Origin of the sequence: Shewanella fidelis ATCC BAA-318 (genome assembly GCF_000518605.1) — a bacterium.
Taxonomy (GTDB): domain Bacteria; phylum Pseudomonadota; class Gammaproteobacteria; order Enterobacterales; family Shewanellaceae; genus Shewanella; species Shewanella fidelis.
In genome coordinates, this window is sequence record NZ_JADX01000010.1 from 225,087 (window position 1) to 243,944 (window position 18,858).

General features: G+C 44.0%; 17 protein-coding genes. All 17 read right to left on the minus strand.

The window, feature by feature from the left end; genetic code table 11:
• Nucleotides 1–33 precede the first annotated feature (33 nt).
• The 17 genes from mreD to mshL all read right to left on the minus strand — a co-directional run bounded on the left by mreD (nt 34) and on the right by mshL (nt 18,857).
• The gene (gene mreD / locus L884_RS0105745) at nt 34–522 is read right to left on the minus strand and encodes a rod shape-determining protein MreD (protein WP_028766592.1); all 489 of its coding nucleotides are present in this window, start codon (nt 520–522) and stop codon (nt 34–36) included.
• Complete coding sequence (gene mreC / locus L884_RS0105750) at nt 519–1,406, minus strand: rod shape-determining protein MreC (protein WP_028766593.1); 888 nt, start codon at nt 1,404–1,406, stop codon at nt 519–521. The genes mreD and mreC overlap by 4 nt, the downstream gene beginning before the upstream one ends.
• Nucleotides 1,407–1,446: 40 nt before the next feature.
• On the minus strand, nt 1,447–2,496 hold the full coding sequence (locus L884_RS0105755) for a rod shape-determining protein (RefSeq protein ID WP_012278897.1): 1,050 nt from the start codon (nt 2,494–2,496) through the stop codon (nt 1,447–1,449).
• Nucleotides 2,497–2,668: 172 nt separating this feature from the next.
• Nucleotides 2,669–7,105 carry a DUF6701 domain-containing protein gene (locus L884_RS0105760; RefSeq protein ID WP_245603076.1) on the minus strand — a complete coding sequence of 1,479 codons (4,437 nt, stop codon included), beginning with the start codon at nt 7,103–7,105 and terminating at the stop codon, nt 2,669–2,671.
• Nucleotides 7,098–7,625: a hypothetical protein gene (locus L884_RS0105765; protein WP_051435553.1), complete on the minus strand. Its 528-nt coding sequence runs from the start codon at nt 7,623–7,625 to the stop codon at nt 7,098–7,100. The genes L884_RS0105760 and L884_RS0105765 overlap by 8 nt, the downstream gene beginning before the upstream one ends.
• The gene (locus tag L884_RS0105770) at nt 7,615–8,526 is read right to left on the minus strand and encodes a PilW family protein (protein WP_084221403.1); all 912 of its coding nucleotides are present in this window, start codon (nt 8,524–8,526) and stop codon (nt 7,615–7,617) included. The genes L884_RS0105765 and L884_RS0105770 overlap by 11 nt, the downstream gene beginning before the upstream one ends.
• Nucleotides 8,526–9,089, minus strand: a complete 564-nt coding sequence (locus L884_RS0105775) for a type II secretion system protein (protein WP_028766597.1) — start codon at nt 9,087–9,089, stop codon at nt 8,526–8,528. Before L884_RS0105775 ends, L884_RS0105770 begins: the two co-directional genes overlap by 1 nt.
• Nucleotides 9,079–9,552, minus strand: a complete 474-nt coding sequence (locus L884_RS0105780; RefSeq protein ID WP_028766598.1) for a pilus assembly FimT family protein — start codon at nt 9,550–9,552, stop codon at nt 9,079–9,081. Before L884_RS0105780 ends, L884_RS0105775 begins: the two co-directional genes overlap by 11 nt.
• A 182-nt stretch (nt 9,553–9,734) precedes the next feature.
• The gene (locus L884_RS0105785; protein ID WP_028766599.1) at nt 9,735–10,229 is read right to left on the minus strand and encodes a type II secretion system protein; all 495 of its coding nucleotides are present in this window, start codon (nt 10,227–10,229) and stop codon (nt 9,735–9,737) included.
• Nucleotides 10,230–10,258: 29 nt separating this feature from the next.
• The gene (locus tag L884_RS0105790; protein ID WP_028766600.1) at nt 10,259–10,786 is read right to left on the minus strand and encodes a type II secretion system protein; all 528 of its coding nucleotides are present in this window, start codon (nt 10,784–10,786) and stop codon (nt 10,259–10,261) included.
• Nucleotides 10,787–10,886: 100 nt separating this feature from the next.
• Nucleotides 10,887–11,483, minus strand: a complete 597-nt coding sequence (locus tag L884_RS0105795) for a type II secretion system protein (protein ID WP_028766601.1) — start codon at nt 11,481–11,483, stop codon at nt 10,887–10,889.
• A gap of 72 nt (nt 11,484–11,555) precedes the next feature.
• Complete coding sequence (locus tag L884_RS0105800; protein ID WP_028766602.1) at nt 11,556–12,044, minus strand: hypothetical protein; 489 nt, start codon at nt 12,042–12,044, stop codon at nt 11,556–11,558.
• Between the two features lie 22 nt (nt 12,045–12,066).
• Nucleotides 12,067–13,287: a type II secretion system F family protein gene (locus L884_RS0105805; RefSeq protein WP_028766603.1), complete on the minus strand. Its 1,221-nt coding sequence runs from the start codon at nt 13,285–13,287 to the stop codon at nt 12,067–12,069.
• A 2-nt stretch (nt 13,288–13,289) separates the two neighbouring features.
• Nucleotides 13,290–15,023: a GspE/PulE family protein gene (locus L884_RS0105810; protein ID WP_028766604.1), complete on the minus strand. Its 1,734-nt coding sequence runs from the start codon at nt 15,021–15,023 to the stop codon at nt 13,290–13,292.
• Nucleotides 15,023–16,279, minus strand: a complete 1,257-nt coding sequence (locus L884_RS0105815; RefSeq protein WP_028766605.1) for a tetratricopeptide repeat protein — start codon at nt 16,277–16,279, stop codon at nt 15,023–15,025. The genes L884_RS0105810 and L884_RS0105815 overlap by 1 nt, the downstream gene beginning before the upstream one ends.
• Nucleotides 16,276–17,181 (minus strand): ExeA family protein, encoded by a 906-nt coding sequence (locus L884_RS0105820; protein ID WP_028766606.1) that lies wholly within the window; start codon nt 17,179–17,181, stop codon nt 16,276–16,278. Before L884_RS0105820 ends, L884_RS0105815 begins: the two co-directional genes overlap by 4 nt.
• A gap of 2 nt (nt 17,182–17,183) precedes the next feature.
• Entirely contained in the window at nt 17,184–18,857 is a 1,674-nt protein-coding gene (mshL, locus tag L884_RS0105825; protein WP_028766607.1) for a pilus (MSHA type) biogenesis protein MshL, read from the minus strand.
• Nucleotide 18,858: the final 1 nt, after the last annotated feature.

Below are 18,858 nucleotides of genomic sequence, written 5' to 3' on the forward strand. Positions count from 1 at the left end.
ATAGCAAGCCAAAAACAGCAACAACTGGATAGGTTATCGAACCTTATATAAACGTCTTACGCGGCGCAAAATCCAGAAGATCCATGGCCACATAATCAAACTAGATACCGCTGGGTAAAACAAACTGATATCGAATACGGCGCTGTCAGCGACAAACTGCACCCAAAATACCACTAAGTTATACAAAGCGACCTGCATAGCGACCACAAGCGCTTGCTGCCACATTGGGAAATTACGTAAACGTTGAAAATGCAGCACGACAACATACACCACAACCGACATTGCAAACGCACGAATACCTAAGGTTGCTCCGAGTAAAATATCGAGCATCACCCCAAGTAGCCAAGCCGTCAATATGTTGTACCTATGCGGCAGCGCCATCGCCCAATAGGTGATGACCAGCAACAACCAGTCAGGGCGCCAAGCTTCAACAAGATCCGGCAGTGGCATAATTTGAAATAACATCGCCACTAATAGGCTAAGCCACACTACCCAGCGGCCATTTGCCACATGTATACTCATTGCGCGTTCTCCTGACTCGCTTTTATCGCCTCTTCGACACCTGCTGGCGGTGTGAGTTCAGCGTCATCGGACTCGATGTCAGGCCATAGTAATAATAAATAACGAATTCTATCTAATGCCGCTAATGGCTGAGCAATAACCGTTGCATAGCTTTTGCCATCTTCTTTTTCAACACTCATAACCCGAGCAACAGGGTAACCTTCTGGGAAACGTTTGCCCAAACCTGATGACACCAATAAGTCACCTACTCTGACATCAGTGCTTTTAGCAACATGTCTTAACTCAAGCTCATCAAGTACCCCAGTACCAACTGCAAGTAAGCGCACATCGTTACGGGTAATTCGCACCGGAATGCCATGAGTTGCATCAGAAATCAATAACACTCGGCTGGTAAGCTCACTGACCTGCACGACTTGGCCAACAACACCTTGGGCATCGACAACCGGCTGACCAACAAACACCCCATTGCGTGAACCGTGGTTAAGCACCACATATTGACGGAACGGATCACTTGCCACTTCCATCACTTCAGCAACAACTTTTTTGGCATCCATGTGCACCGGCGAACCGAGCAAACCGCGCAAGCGATCGTTTTCTTGGCGCAGATGCTCGAAACGCTGTAAGCGTTCGCTCATTAGCAGTTGATGACGAAGTAGTTCTTTATTTTGCTTAGCCAGCATATTGCGTGTAGCTAAACTTTCAGCAGAAAGATCCAACAGCGCGCCGGGGATATTGGCCACGTATTGCAACGGGCTTAATAGCGACGAAAGAGAGTTACGTACAGGCTCTAGCCTGTCATTAGCGACAAGCAAAATCACTGACATAATAATAGCCAGTGTGAGTCTAAATTGGTTGGATATTCCGCGAGCAAAAATAGGCTTCATAACAAACTAGGGCGGTTGAAACCGCCCTTTTTAACCGTGATTAGTTTTCTTCAGAGAACAGGTCGCCGCCATGCATATCAATCATCTCTAAAGCTCTACCACCACCACGAGCAACACAAGTTAATGGATCATCAGCGATCATCACCGGAATACCCGTTTCTTGCATTAACAGTCTATCTAGATCGCGAATAAGTGCACCACCACCAGTAAGAACCATACCGCGCTCAGAAATATCTGATGCTAATTCAGGTGGTGATTGCTCTAACGCAACCATAACCGCACTGACAATACCTGAAAGTGGCTCTTGCAGTGCTTCTAAAATCTCATTGCTGTTTAGGGTAAAGCTACGTGGCACACCTTCAGCAAGGTTACGACCGCGTACTTCAATCTCTAATACTTCATCACCTGGGTAAGCAGTACCGATAGTGTGCTTAATGCGCTCTGCGGTTGCTTCACCAATTAAGCTGCCGTAGTTGCGGCGTACATAGTTGATAATAGCATCGTCAAACTTGTCACCACCGATGCGTACTGACGAAGAGTAAACCACACCATTTAATGAAATAATGGCAACTTCTGTCGTACCACCACCGATATCAACAACCATAGAACCGGTCGCTTCAGATACTGGTAGGCCAGCACCAATCGCAGCCGCCATTGGCTCTTCAATCAAATAGACTTCACGCGCACCAGCGCCCATCGCTGATTCGCGAATTGCACGGCGCTCAACTTGAGTTGCTCCAACAGGCACACACACCAACACTCGTGGGCTTGGACGGAATACACTATTGTTATGAACTTGCTTGATAAAATGCTGTAGCATTTTTTCGGTGACATAAAAGTCGGCGATAACGCCATCTTTCATTGGACGAATTGCTTGAATGTTACCCGGTGTACGGCCAAGCATTTGTTTAGCTTCAGTACCAACTGCCGCTACTGACTTTTGCCCTGAACCGCTTCGCTCTCCACGAATAGCAACCACTGATGGTTCGTTTAGTACAATGCCTTCTTCACGGACGTAAATTAGCGTATTTGCTGTACCCAAATCGATCGAAAGATCATTAGAAAAAATGCCGCGTAGCTTCTTGAACATGTAACCAGCCTGTCTATGTGGAATCGTAGAAAAAAGAAATCAGGTAACTTTATCATGCTTCTTAAAATCCACAAGACCAGAGAGGTTAACAATTGCTAATGAAACGCTGTTTTTTTCGTTCTAACAGCTAAAGAGCGAGTCAATTACTTGTCTCGCCCCAAAATACTGACATTTAGTTAACTTCTCGCCAGTAAATTATTCGATCATGACCACGATAAGTTCCGAAGTAAGCTGTTGCTCGAGGATCTTGTAAGCCCGCAGCAGAATCATAAGCCCAGTACCACTGCAGCCATTTATCCACATGTTGCTGTAAGCCCACTTCGCCATCGGCATTAGGTGCAGGGAAATAGATAAAGCTATTACCCAAACCGATAGTACCTGATTTGCCTGTGCCGCCCATTTGGGTATAACCCTCTACAGCTTCTAGTCCCGCATCGGGTTTGAGGTTCAATCCAATATCAGCCGACTCTGCCGCACTTGTGGTATCAAACACCGAACAGCTATCTGCAGTGTTTAATGCCCAAGTTGCGTTATCATCGACGTACTGAGTGTTCACTTCGAGACGTAACTCTTCTGATGACGGGCCATAGGCGTTCTGTAGTAGCATGCGGCCATAACGCATAGCAAAAGCATCGTCTTTAGCAACATCTTTAAAGGTGAATCCTTTGCAACCCGCAGTAAGCGCTGCGGCATCTTGATGGCAAATACCATCACTATCCGTGACATCTGCTTTGTTGAGCACTAAATCAAAACTTGCATTAAATGGCACTGCTAAGGACTCTGTACGCGGGTAACTAAGTTGTGTACCACTCAAATACGCCCGCTGAATGGTGTTAGCTTGATCTGTAGGATAATAATCGACTTGCTCTGAAAGCGGAGACACATCTTGTACCGCTAGCGCAGCACCATCCACCGAGGTTGCACCTGAGGTGTCGCTATAACTGCGATCCGTCCACTGATTACCGTGATAACGCCACCAATCACCTATTTGATAATTATTAGTTTCGGCACCACTTTTACTCATACCTTTTACCGCTATTGTCGGCTCCATTCCTGACTGGAAGCCAAAAGGTTGATCCATATAAGTAAGGCTATTGCACTGTGCCTGTAGCTTAGGTGTATTAGCTTCTATACTCAAAAAGTATGGTGTAAAACGACCAAAGATATCACTGCTCGCATTCGCTTCCGCAATCGTTGTGCCTAGATAATTAACGTCACCATCAAGAGCAAAACTAATTGCACCAACCTCTGAATAAGTCTGATCACCCATGTTAAATGGAGCGCTGTTAGCTTTAGTGAAACTAAGCTTGCTTTGCCCAATGCCACCTAAGCCACCGTCTTCAGGATCACCGTTACTGATTAGCGGAGCCTGCAGCACAGCTTTAATGTTCAAGTCAGAAAATCTGAAATTACCAAGCGCTAGGCGATCTTTAAATGGCGTTGCATCGTCAACACCACAAACCGCTTTTACACTCATAGCAAAATCGTCTCCCGCCTTGGCAAACTTAGCACAACTCGCGCCGCTACAGCCATTAGCAGTCGATGGATTGAAGAAGTGAAAACCGTCAGGCTTAGCCACAAATTGTTCACTATGACTAAGAACTAAAGTTTCACTAGTTGAGCCATCCGGAGAGCTGATCTCTTCGGTAAGCGTGGCTTCCAGCTCTACTCGACCAGCCTCTGGGTAATTTACATTCAGCAAAGCTTTACCATTCGCATCAAAACGAACTTGCAACTGCTCAGTTGCTCCACCACTGATCTCTACACTTGCCTGTGGTGCATTCAGGCTATTAACCGTTAGCTTTTCAGCATTGGTTATGCCACTGGCATTAGGCGTTATGTAGTTAAATGCCATAGCAAGTGGTTTAGTTTGATTAGCAAATAACGGCACACACTGTTGACTATTTTGATCCTTTTTCACAGCAAACAGCTCAAAGTTAGTCGAGTTTTTACAGGAGGTTGAATCATCAATGTCAAAGTAGATGCCACTATCTTCAAAATTGAGCTGACATTGACTATTGGCCACTAAACTACCATCAATATAACAGCGGTATTCACCACTAGGCGTAGTATTACCCAAGCCCAATGTGACTAAACCTCCTTGCGGATGCCATACATCAAGACTGGTGCTACCGTTAAAAGTCGCACTGGTATAATTGCTGCCGTTTTTAGTTAGGGTGATAAATGCCGGATCTGGCAATAAAGCGCTACAGTTATCATTTGCGCAGGCTTGCACTGTCACCGGTTTTGCAGCGCAGCTTAGTGCTCCCGAGTCAAAACTGATGCGATAGTGATTAACCGGAGGTGGCTCTGATGCATATTCAAAAGCAAAATAACCGATACTTTCAGCTAAATGAGTTCGCTCGTTATCGAGTGCAGTGTCTTCATCTACAACAAAACTGACCGTGTTATTGAAGCTGTCTTTTAGGCACCTACGTACCCAACCACCATCACCGCCTTTACGTTGGTTTTTGGTCGCAATAGTAATTGGTTGTGAGTCATATGTTTGAGCATAGTTATTGGAAAATGAACACTGCTGATTTAGAGTGCGAGTGCTATTACCTGCACCATGATTTAGTGCTGTAGAAAATTCATAAAGAACACTATCACCACCATTATTTAAAGTACCTCTACCTATACCTGCAACATAGGCTAAGCTCTCTTCATGAAGAATCGTGCCACTAATCTCCGAACCTTCGATTGCAATATCAAAATCATCACCATCTGAATCAACATTGTTAATCACAGTTGTAAAAAAACGACGATTTTTATTGGTTAGTGATTGACCTATCATTGCAGGCTTACTGCCAAACTCATGTTCAAAGTCTACAGTTTCATAGCCACGCCCCGCACTAGGTAAACGTTTACCTTGATACCAAGCGGTAGAGACTGCTCCCGCCTGCAATGCAGATCCCTTTTTCAAAAAACGATAACCTGGTTCCATGACAAAATAATCAACACGGGTCATCTTTTTGTTCAATACCGAGTTACCATTCGCATTTACCTGCTTAATTTTGGCTGTGCTCTTAGTTAAATTATCAACTCGAAGAGTTGATGGTTTGTCATTATTTGGACTACTACCATCAATCGTTGGCATAACAACAATAACAGGAGGCTCGGCATAGCTATTATTAAAGCTGATATTTGCGATTCCATCATTACTGAGTTCCGCCCGACCAAATTCAAATTGTGGTGAAGGACAAGTGAGTAACTGTTGGGGAGGAACTATGGAAAAACTATTTGTATTAGGTGTTTTCCAGTACAACTTAAAAGCTTCATAACCAAATGCTTCATGAAATCTAAGCTCTATTCGGTGAGCACCTTCTTCGAGCGATACAGTCCCTTGATAACGGGTGCAATTACAAGTTGCGTGAGTCCCATAAAAACCAGTGATAACTTCACCATCAATCAACAACTCAATTGCATCATCGCCGTCAATAGCAAAGGTATACTCACCTGTTACAGGAGCTTCTATATATCCTTCAAAAATACCTAAGTATAAATCTTGATCCCTAGCTAGGTTCGAGTGAGGATTAATGCCATTGCCCTTCTGGTTTAAATTATCTTCAATTGACTCTCCAATCTGATAGATGGTCTTTTTGAAATCATCAACAAGCGTCATAAATTCGCTGTCGTTTGCAGGGCTATAATTATCGCTATACCAGTCCCTGGTGTCGTAAGTTCTGTAGGTTAATCCTTGGACATTATCTTGCCCAGCTGGACACTGTGCTGGGACAGCAGGATTAGGCTCAGGTCCTAATTCACAGTTAGGAGTTACATTTAAATTACCTGCGGTATTTTTAAATATAACGCGACTATTACCATCTAACTCAACTTTGTTCTTAGCAGATACGGCTCCTTCAACTGAAGAAGAACCGTCTAGTTCAATATCCTTTTCTGAAAAAACAAAACCTCTTAAATACGTTGCACCATTTAGAGTAAAGTCACCATAGTGGTACATTAACAACTGCTCCGCGGATTGCGATAAGCTTCTATTTTTGTGTTCGTATGCTTTCTTTACAAATAGGCTTACAGTACCCGCCCCTAAAGGTGGATAAATAACATTAACACCGTTATTTATCTCAAGCTCTTCTATCCAATATTGTCCTGGAGCAAACTCTAAATTACCGCTTGTTGCCTTCAAGTGCTTTATTTTATAAACACCATTATTAGTAACGAAACGAATTTTACGGGAGCTGCCCCCATTTAAGTGAATGTGCCCATACTCGTCACTAACAAGGTCTATTTCTCTATTGTTATAATCAGTACTAATATCATTATTACTATGTGATTTACATTGCTCAAATCCTATTCTGTCAGCTGGTGTATCAGCTGCACGACCAGAAGCAACGCATTCAATTCTGGGATAAGGAGATTGTGGCCAACATGATCTCCCTTGCTCATCTTCCACAGATTTAGCAGGCAACTTTCCATCCACAGGGGCATTTTCAAGGTGGGCACCGTGGTCAAATTCTATCTTGCCATTTTTATTATGAACATTTATCCCTTCCTGGAAAACGTTACTCCAATTAGACGCGAGCACTGGCTGAACTAATAGATTAATAAATAACACACTAAGCGCTATTTTTACTCCACGGTATTTAATCACGAGCTTCTACCTCCACCTGTCGGCTTACTCGAACACAGCTAGATTCACTGCCTACACCTGAATCACATTCACCAGTACTGCAGGTTGCAGTGCTGGTGATTAGATATTGAGTCATGTTATTGAGTGGATAGTTTGTGGTCGTTGCCGAACAAGTCATGACCACCTGACAACCATGAAAGCCCACAAGTCCTGTTTCGCTACCTATATTCCACGTTGTCTGAGCAGCACAGTTGCCGCTAGTACCATTAACAGGAAATAAAGCGGCTAAGCTTCTATCTGCGCCGCTATTGGCGGCAGCGAGGGCACGAGTCCCCCATACTTCAACACTGATCTGTTGATCCGCGTCATTCAGTACATTAATTAACGCTGCAGCAAGCAAGAACATCACAGTGATGATAAAAACACCAATCACAAGTGCGCTACCATTTTGCTTAGAGATGCGTGATAGCTGACTCAAGTTAATGGCGGCTTTAGCGGGCAAGCTAACGCTTTGGTTGTGTAATTGCGGTTTATGGGACATTTATCACCTGCACTTGATGATGATATTGAAAACTCTGGCCTTGAACGTCAAATAGCGGATTCAAATGTACCATGGCATTATTTTGTAATGTGCCGGGCGTGTAAGTTATCGGGCTGTTTAAGCCTATGGTATTAACGATATCCTCAGCCATTAACACACCATTGCCCATATTATCCGGAGAGGGCTGATTGCTTGGATTGTTAAAACTATAGCCGCTATAGCGATTGAGCAAACTCGCCTCAGCGGTGATTGCCTCAAAACAATAACTCACCGCCTCTTGTACGGCGAAATAGCGTTGCCGTGGTGACGCCGTCTCAAACCTGATCGGCCGAGCAAAATCAACCGTCAAATCGTTGGTGGTATTCGTCCCTATCCCATCAATAGCAAATAACTTACCTTCAGTATTGTTTGTTGCCACATATACATCACTTGGCAATAGCGGGTAAACCAGTAAAGATTGCCCCGCCGCTAACGGCGCCGTTCCCGTTGAAGGCATCACAGTCGCTGTATCAGCTTTTGCCGCTGGCGCCAATGGGATATCGATATAACTAGCGCTGGCGACAATAGGCATCATCTCAATACATTGCCATGCGCTACCGTTAGATCGGATCCCATTAGCAACTCGAATACTATTAGGTACGGCATTGCGCAAATCTCGGGTCATGCGTTGAATGGCAAACCGACTTTGGCCCATGACCTTATCAACCGAAGTAGCATCGACAAATATCCGCGTACCAAAAATCAAAAAACTACTCACGCCAAGCACTAGCACACCTAAAATGATCACTACGGTAACCATTTCAACCAAAGTAAAACCTGTGTTCTTTCGCTGATAATGGCGATGAAGCAATTTAGCAGATCGTCTGCGAGCTTGAGAAGTTAACGATATCAATGCTGCCATTAATAGTTACTCCTGATCGCGTTAAACGTCATCACTTCGCCACTAGGCGTGGTCACATCTATAGTCACTAATTTGGTGTTTAAACTTGGTAAGTTATCGTATTGCACCGAAACGGCTAATGCATAATTTTTATAACGGTCAGCATAAGTTTCAGTGCTATTTAACATTAAACTGTTAATGTTAAGCCCCGCGTAGTCATCAACATCATTAAAATCATTGCGTGTTTCACCAGCATCAGGGCCTAAGTCAGCTGCAGCCGTACAAGCAAGACCCGCTGGCAAACCCAGTGCTGGCTTAGCGGTTGCACCACATGCAGGTACGCCCCCGTTAGCGTTGGTGTTTTGATCATAACGTTTGCCCCAGATCTCGTTCAAAATAGAATGAGCAAGCTCTGCCGAGCGCACTCTGTGCAAGGTATCTGCTGAGCGTTCAGCCTGTGGGTACAGCATGGTGCTGAGCAACACAAAAGCTATACTGATCACCACGATGCCAACAACCAACTCAACCAATGTAAAAGCCTGTTGTAGCTTGATTTTACTGATAGAATCTAAGCTAACCTTCATGGATGTATCCCTCAGATTCTATCGCTAGAATTAGCGTTTCATCGGCAAGCACATTTATACAGTTACCATTACAGCGAGCGCCATTGACTAAAGGCACTCCTTGACGATTAAACTCAATATTAAAGCTGCTCGCACCACCATTAAACAGCGCAAGGTTTGCTCCCCCTTGAAAGTGTTGTGGAGCATCAGTTCGTGCTGGACTGCCTGAGCATACACCATTAAAGCGCATAAGCTGATAACTAGTATCTGTTACCGATAAGCGATAACACCTATCTTGATTATTCATCGCCATGATCTGCACTTTACGCAGTTCACTAATAAATTCATCACGCAGGGTAAAAGCACTATAACTAGAGGTGGTTAATAGGCGCGGGATCACCACCACTGCAAGGATGGCAATAAGGATAATGGTAGTAACAAGTTCAACTAAGGTAAAACCTGTTTGTCGCGGTGTTGTGCGCATTATCAGTCCTGAACAGTGCTGCGATGTATAGATATCTATTTAAGCTAATCAAACTAAAAAGATTGAGTGTTAACTCATAGAGTTAGTGTCTAACAATTTAATAAGTATGGCAAATAAAGCCGCTATTAATACACTAGATACAAAAAAGGCCTGCGAGGCAGGCCTTTTTCAGACTGTTAATATCAACAGCCTGTATCTTTTACTTCGTATTTTGGTGCAACACTAGCACTTTGAGCCGGCGTATATTCAAAATGACAGTCAACAGGTGAATTTCCTGAAGCATCATATGGTGAACCAACCTGATAAATAACAGTTGGCTTAGTTAGATCGCCACCAGTAGGAGGAACAATAGTCCAATCAGCAGTGCTTATATCCAATGCTTCCAAAATAGAAGCTGAATCATTTTGTAAATACCCATAAGCAATCTTTACAGTATCCGCAGCATCAGCACCAATTTGAACGGTTGTATTGCCATCTTTCTCTTTGCTTGCAATTGCAGCTTTTGAGAAAACTAACGAGTTAGCACCTTGCATTGAGCCTTTTAAACCTTGAAGGGTCGAAGCTCGTGCATCACCTTGTAGATTAATAAACTTAGGCGCAGCAGTGACAGCCAATATACCTAGAATGATAATCACAACCACTAATTCAATTAGCGTAAAACCATTTTGTTTTTGCATTTGATGTTCTCTCAACTAACTACTTAAAATTAACAGCCAGAGTCAGTAATTACATAAGTTGGTACAACAGAGGTGCTCTCAGCCTCAGTATATACAAGCTCACAGTTGTTGGCAGGTGAACCAGCTTGCTTGATAGTGATAGTAGCTGGCGTGCCACCATTTTCTACCACGGTCCATTCTGGAAGCGGATCATCCGTTGCTAGACCAAAATCAGCATCAATTGCATTGTTAAACTCAGCCAACGTTGCTTGAAGGTAGCCATAATTAGTCTTTGCACTCAAAGCTGTTCCAATGTTCACACCGCCATCTTCATCAGCAGGGTTTGTCGCATCACCAGTCCACTGTGCTTTTGCTTTTTTCTCATCGCCACCAACAGCAGCTTTAGCAAAAACTAAACCGTTAGCGCCTTGAATAGCACCTTTAACGCCTTGCAGTGCTGATGCACGAGCATCACTTTGTAAATTAATAAACTTAGGCGCCGCTGTTACCGCCAAAATACCTAGAATAATAATTACAACCACTAATTCGATTAGGGTAAAACCATTTTGCTTTTGCATATAAACCTCGAGCTTTTCTCTTTTGCAAGCACTATATCTAAAACATACAGTTACTTAGCTGTTATCTAGAAAATAACGTTTAAAATTAAATCAAGCGAGCTTAGTTAATAAAACTCTGCACCTGACCGTTACCTGGATTATAAGTGACACCTTTACCAATAGATGTTGTTGGAGTTGGTGTCGGAATACCTGAGTCGTTTAGTGTCAAAGATTCCACTAAGTGATACACACATAGCTCAACGCCAGCGACATCATTACCGTCAAGATCGATAACCGTGCCACCTGCGCCGTTATTAACGCTAACCGCGTAACGAGATCCGCGAGCATCAACGCCTTCCAGTACATTACGTGGTGCATTTTGTAGCACTGTATTAAATACTTCACTGCAGCTAGCGACTGTCATATCAGTCGCTTGTCGGCTACTTGTTCCTGTAGGAAAGCCAAAACGCGTATCAAGATATACACGAGCACCATCAAGTACTACGTTATCGTTATTACGGCCGTCAACTTCCCACTGAGAGCGCACAAAGCTGACTGCAGTGGCTAAACCACCAGCTACACCGTCCACACTTGCGTCTTCAGCATCTTCTGTCACATTTAAAAAACGTGGAATTGCGGTCGCAGCCAGTAAGCCAAGAATGACTATAACTATGACCAATTCAATAAGAGAAAAACCTTTCTGATACTGTTGTTTCATTTTACCCCCAGTCTTGTATACGGCTATTCTAGCAGTTTGTTAAAATTAGAAAACAGATAATTTCACTATTCATCACTTAGGTGTCAAAAAAATGACCCGCCCAGAATTGAGTTGATAGCTAATACTTCCGCCGTCCACGCCAATATATCGGCATGTTTCAGCATTTATATCGAGCTCTGTTACAAAGTGTTGCGTATAACTATCTCCCAACAAACTGCCTATTAACTGCCGACAACCAGCAACATTTGTCTCATTGGGAACAGGCCAGCCTCCCTTGGACATTAATACATAACTGACCTGTATCGTGTCTTGGTTGAGATCAGTTCGCCAATCAAGTTTTAACTGTGTTGGTTGGCCACGTATTAACCATTGTGACTTCACTCCCGCCAATACGTTCAACATTTTGTTGTGCACATTTTGGATATTAGAGTTACCCAACAACTTGATGCCATCAAAATGACTAAAAGCTAAATAAGACAGTACTAACAATAGTATAATTATTGAAAATACTTTGCCTGATAGACTCAATAACTCACGGTCTGACTTTTGCTGGCTCAACATCGCTTTGGCTCACAGCAAAACATTAGCTACCGCCTTTAACCACATTGAGCATATCCCACATCGGCAGATAAATACCGAGCGCTAAGATCAATACAATACAAGCAACAAAACCAATGAGTATCGGTTCGAGTTTAGCGGTTAAGTTTTTCAGATCGTAATCAACTTCACCTTCATAAAAATCCGCCGCATCATTAAGCAGTTGATCTATCTGGCCTGTTTCTTCGCCAACCGCGACCATTTGCAGCACCAGCGGTGTAAATAACTGACTGTTATTAGATACTCGCAGCATCGACTCACCAGATTCAATACCACGACGCATGCCAACAATACGATCATGCATATAAGCATTATCAACCGCATCGGCTACCAAACTCAGTGCTTGAGTCATGGGTACACCGGCACTCAGCATCATGGAAAAACTGCGGCAGTAACGCGATAAGGTCGAGCGCTCAATAATACTTCCCACGGCTGGGATATTCAGCTTCCACCTATCCCACTGTTTTTCACCTTTTTCTGTGCTATGCCAATAACGTATACCAATAAAGCTCGCCCCTAGCACAACTAACATTACCGGCCAGTAATTAACAAAAAGGTTTGAAGTGTTAATCAGTAGCTTAGTAGCCCATGGTAGTTCGGCACCAAAACGTGAAAACATCTCAGCGAACTTGGGGATCACCATGATATTTAAGATCACCATGGCAATCGCAATTGCAATTAATACAAAAATTGGATAACGCATTGCAGACTTGATGCGTCGGCGAGTCTCTTGTTCACGTTCGATATAGCCTGAGAGCTGTATAAATGCATCTTCAAGCTTACCTGTGTTCTCACCCACATGAACCATAGAAACAAACAGGGCATCAAACACATCGGGGTGTTGATTCATTGCTGAAGAGAGAGGGCGACCAGAGGTTAACTGCTCTGAAATATCATCGAGCGCTTCTTTCATACGCTGCGAATGGGTCGTTTCAGAAAGACCAGCAATCGCCCTTAAAATCGGGATCCCTGAGCGGGTTAATGAATACATCTGCCGAGTAAAAATCTGCAGCTCATCTAGCGCTACTTTTCCTTTGAATAAGCCTGAAAGGCTAAATTCTTTAACCTCTTTGGCTAAGGTTAGCTCTAGTGGTATCACTCCTCGAGACATTAATTGATCGGCAGCCGCGCTCTCAGAGCTGGCATCAAGTATGCCTTTTATCTGCTCGCCTTGGGCGCTACGTCCGCGGTACTGATACGATGGCATAATTAAGCCTCACCCTGCTCTAGCGCAATATCACTAACATCTTCAACTAACTTAGCCACTTCCTCAATGGTGGTCATGCCTTGGGCTAAGTACTTTAATGCCGACTCTGCTAATGGGGTAAAGTTAGGACTTTGATAAGCTGCTCGGGTAAAGTCCTGTGGATTACCGGTACGCATCGCTTCGATCATAGCTTCATCTAACTCAAGGATCTCAAATACACCAATCCGGCCACGATAACCGCTACCATTGCAGCTTTGACAACCACTACCAACACGGAATTTAGCGTTTGAATAATCAAAATGACTGACGTTAGATAACCAAGCTTTATCTTGAGCGCTCAGGTGATAATCAACCGCACAGTTCTGGCATACTCGGCGCACAAGGCGCTGAGCAATAATCACTCGTAATGCACTGGCTACCAAATAGCTTGCTGCGCCCATATCGAGCAAACGCAGAGCACTGGTTACTGCATCATTAGTATGCAAGGTTGATAATACAAAGTGACCAGTAAGCGCACCACGCAAACCAATCTCAACTGTCTCTTGGTCACGCATCTCACCGACCATGATGATGTCGGGATCTTGACGTAAAGTCGTACGCAGAACGTGAGAAAAATCTAAGCCGATCTTATGGTTAACTTGTACTTGGTTAATCCGAGGTAATTGGTACTCAACCGGATCTTCCACGGTAATGATCTTGCGATCTGCGGTATTGAGTTCACTTAAGATCCCATAAAGAGTTGTAGTTTTACCGCTACCCGTTGGCCCTGTGACCAACAACATGCCATGTGGACGTTTGATCTGGCGACGAACCCGCGCCAACATATCAGCAGGCATCCCGGTCTCATTCAACGTTAACAAACCAGCAGACTGATCGAGTAAACGCATTACGACAGATTCGCCATGATAGATCGGCATCGTTGACATACGCACATCGATCTTATGGCCTTTGATCTCCATATGAAACCGACCATCTTGTGGTAACCGTTTTTCTGAAATATCTAAGCCAGCCATCAGCTTTAAACGTAATACCAAAGCTGCAGCAATACTGACTTCTGGCAAAATATTTTCATGTAACTGACCATCGATACGCTGACGAATACGCAGCGATTTTTCACCAGGCTCAATATGAATATCCGATGCCCGCATCTGCACTGCATCTTCAAAAATTGACTGCAACAACTTAACCACTGTGGTTTCATTGTCGCTATCGGCACCTGTTAAGCTACCAAGATCAAAAATCTCATCAGCGGCATACTCTTCTTCCAGCTTACCGGCAATCTGTGCAATTTCATCGGTACGACGGTAAAGGTTATCAAAAGCATCAAGTAGCTGTTCTTCAGTTACTACCGCGATAGAGATAGCCTTAGGCAATAGCTGCATTTCAAGGTTATCCATCGCCTGTAGATCGGCAGGATCACTCATAGCGACGAGCACACTATCGCCATTATCTTCCACAACTAATGCACGGTAGCGCCGCGCTTGCACCTCTGGCAGTAAACTGACAACTTTAGCGTCAATTGCCCGCTTACTAATATCAATAAAAGGGATATTTAGCTGTTGTGATAAAAACTGCAGTAATTGCTGCTCAGTAATACAAGATAAATCGATTAACGTTCGCCCTAGCTTTTTGCCAGTGCTACGTTGCTCAGTCAATGCCTGCTGCAATTGCTCTTCAGTAATGATCAGCTCTTGTACCAGCAGATCACCTAATCGCATTTTTAACTTGGGTTTCACTAGTACGCTCCTAACTGCAGCAAACGGTTATCGATATAGACTTTTGCCTGTGCTGATAAATTATCTTGAAGTAAGGCTTGCTGATAAGCCTGTTTTGCATCGCTATATTTCTGTTGTGCATCTAGGGCATAACCTAGCCCCATCCACCAGCGTCCTTGAGTCGGTTCATGCTGTGCAAGTTGTCGATAGCTTTTTTCAGCCACAGGATAATCTTGTTGCTTCTGCGCTAAATCACTTTGTTGATGCCACTTTTCAACTGCAAAATCACTCGAATCTGGGATGGTATTTAAACTGAGTAAAGCTTGCTGAGTCTGGCCGCTAGCTTGTAATACTCGCGCTAACAATAATGAAAACTCGTACTGCTGCGGAAATAGCAGTCGGCCTTGTTCTAGTAATTGCGCTGCTTGAGGTAATTTATTTTGCCCATAATATAACGCCGCAGCTTGCCTTCTCGCCTGATGTTCTGACGGCTTGTATTCTAACGCGGCCAAATAATAGGTTAATGCGTCACTATGTAGCCCCTGCTGTTGAGCATCACTTGCCAATAACATCTGTTTTTGCGCTAGCTGATCTGCTGTAAGCTTGACCTCTTTAACCGCCATATTGCTACTTTTATGTAGCTCAGAGCTGCGGTCAACTTTACGCGAGATTGTCATTTGTGGCTCTACTGCTGCCACTTCTCTATTCAATGTCGTTTGCTTTTCAGGTGCAACCGCTGTGGTAGCGACTGGCTTAACTGCAACATCGGTTTTAGCAGCAAGCGAGCTTGTGCTCACCTGCGAGGCGAGATCATTAGACGGCTTTGCTTCTGGCTCAATAACAGCTGATACATTTGCTGCTTGCTGTGTAACCTCGTTGCCATTGCTTGGCGTTGACTGCTGAGCACGGCTTACAATCGAAGGTTGAGGTAAATCGGGTTGCTGCGAGTCTTCAGCTATTACCTGCTCCTGTCGTTGAAGCTTTGGCTGCAATTGTTGCTCAGCCTGCAGCTCTTCAGCAACAGGTACAACAGCCTGTTGGGGTTGCTGCGCGACAATAACATTTGTCGAATCTTCCCCGTTACTGAACTCGGTATAATTAAGCGCGACGAATACCACTAAACCACCCGCTAGCAACGACAAGCCGCTGGCGAATAGAATTGGCTTTTTAGACGCAACATTTGCAGGTGCTACAATCTGAGATTGCGCCATCGTTTCAATGCCATGGGGCTGTTGGCGTTTATCTAAATCTTTGAGCATTTTATTTATTACGCTCATGTAAGACTCCCCTTGTACCAATAAAATGCACTAACCGACATTGCTGCAACCAAAACCATTATTACTAACCAAAAGGGCTTATATTGCTGCTTATACGCATCACTCGTATCATCTATCGCAGCGCCGATATGGTGCTTTTCAACTTTTTGCGCGCCCTCACCAAAACTCACCAATAACGCTTTATGGGATAACACATTTATCAATCTGGGGATCCCTCGAGCAGCTTTAGCAATACGCTTGGCATTGGCTTCACTAAACAACCGACCATTGGCACTGCCGGCAACACTTAAGCGATGCTGAATGTAAGCGGCTGACTCATCATGGCTGAGCGCTCGTAAGCAATAGCTAAAAGTGATCCTTTGCCTAAGTTGTCTAAATTTATTCTGCGCTAAGCGTTCATCAAGTTCAGGCTGAGCAAACAATACTACTTGCAGTAATTTACGGCTTTCGGTCTCTAAATTGGTAAACAACCGCAGTGCCTCTAAACTTTCATCTGGTAAGGCTTGTGCCTCATCCAACACTAAAATAATCGAGTGACCATGAGCACTAAGCGCTAACAACTGCTGTTGGATCAAGCTGGTTAGCTGCTGCTGATCTATCTTATTTGAATGCTTGAGTCCGAGTTCTAGCGCAACCGCCCAACGCAGCTCTTCTGGCGTGAGGTAAGGGTTAGGCAAATAAGCACAATGGAAGCGTTCAGGTAACTCATTCATCAATTTACGACAAATCAACGTTTTACCTGTACCTACCTCACCAGTCACCTTGATAAAGCCTTCGCCGGTCTGCAATGCGGTTTGTAAAACTTGTAAGGCTTCCACATGCGGAGCAAGGCCAAAGAAAAATCCCGTGTTCGGTGTTAATGAAAACGGGGTTTCAGTTAACCCAAAATGCTGCAGATACAAGCTTATTGCTCCTCAGGGTACCAACGATCAAGTAATTGCTGCGAACGCTTTAATTCGCTTTGCCAAGTATTTGCACCGACAACAACAGGCTTAAGTAAAATAACCAATTCTGTTTTAACTGTTGAATTAGCACGATTAGTGAATGCTTCGCCTACGTAAGGAATATCGCCAAGCAGTGGTACTTTAGAAACAAGCTCTATATTTTCGCTCTTCATCAGACCACCAATTACCACAACGTCACCGCTGGCAGCTTTAATCACTGTATCTGACTCGCGGATCTCACTCTGCGCCAACGGCAACTCTAAGGTGTTTTCAGAGATCTTAATGGTTTTGGTTTGCTCTTTAATATCAATCACAGATGGGTGAATGTGCAAAAGCACATTGCCTTGTTCATCAATTTGCGGCGTGACGTCTAACGCAATACCTGAGAAGAAAGGCGTTAACTCAACCTCAGGAGTAGTAACTGGTGTATTACCTGCGACCGTTGTCGACGATACATCGGTAACAAAGTACTCATCGGTACCCACTTTGATCACTGCTTTTTGGTTATTAGAAGCTGTAACACGCGGGCTGGATAACACATCAACATCACCTTGAGTATCAAGTAAATTGATCATGGTGCTAAAGTCTGAACCAGATAACTTAATTGAGGTTACTCCACCTAACACACTGGTAATTTGATCACTTAAACCTGTTGTAGGACTTGTGCCAAATTCGATATCGGTACTACCAACATGCCCTAAAACACTGTCCCAATGGATCCCTTGTTGGTATCCATCCGATAACGTTACCTCTAAAACCTTAGCCTCTAAGATCACTTGGCGCTGCAAGTGATTCTCTGCAGTTTTAATGAAGTTGCGCACTTGGCGAATCTCATTTGGGTAAGCTCGAATAGTAACAAGCCCTGCCTGCGGCGTTACAACCACTTGGCGGCCACCACCGGTACTGCCAATAATTGACACTAATGTTTCTTGTAACTCACCCCAAAAATCTGTTTTAGTCTTCGAGCGAATAAAGGTGCCGTTGGTTTGCTCATTACTATTACCATTACTCGAGCTTGAGTCACTATTTGATGAGCTGTTAGAAAAGTTGTTATTGCTATTACTGCTATTCGAATTTGAATTCGAGTTATTGTCATCAGAAATTCGACCTGAATTAACTGAGGTTAACGATAGACCTTGACGCTCCATGTACAGATAATTCAACGAGAAGGTTTCTGTACGCATACCAGCAGGGAAGATACGTAAAATGCGCCCTTCTTGGCTCACTTCATAACCGTATATATCTTCAACGACTTGCAACGCTTCTTTTAGTGTCACGCCTTTCAGTGATAACGAGATTTTACCCGTGACATCAGGATGAACAGCAACACTAAGCGGTGTGCCCTGAGCAAGGCTTGGGAAGAAGACTTTGGCATCAACATCATTGGCTGATACATCAAAGCGTCTCTCAATCGGTTTGGCTGGCGTATAACCCGCAAGTAGATTATCTGACGATAACTCTCGTTGGACATCTTCAGGCATCATTGCAGGTGGCGGAGTTGCAGGTGCAACTTCTTGCGCAGCGAGAGATTCAGCCAACGCCTGCTTAGACTCTACAGGATTAGGTCGGTCTACCGTTTGGCAAGCCACTAACATTAATGACAGTAAAGGGGTGATATAGGTAATTGAGCGCATT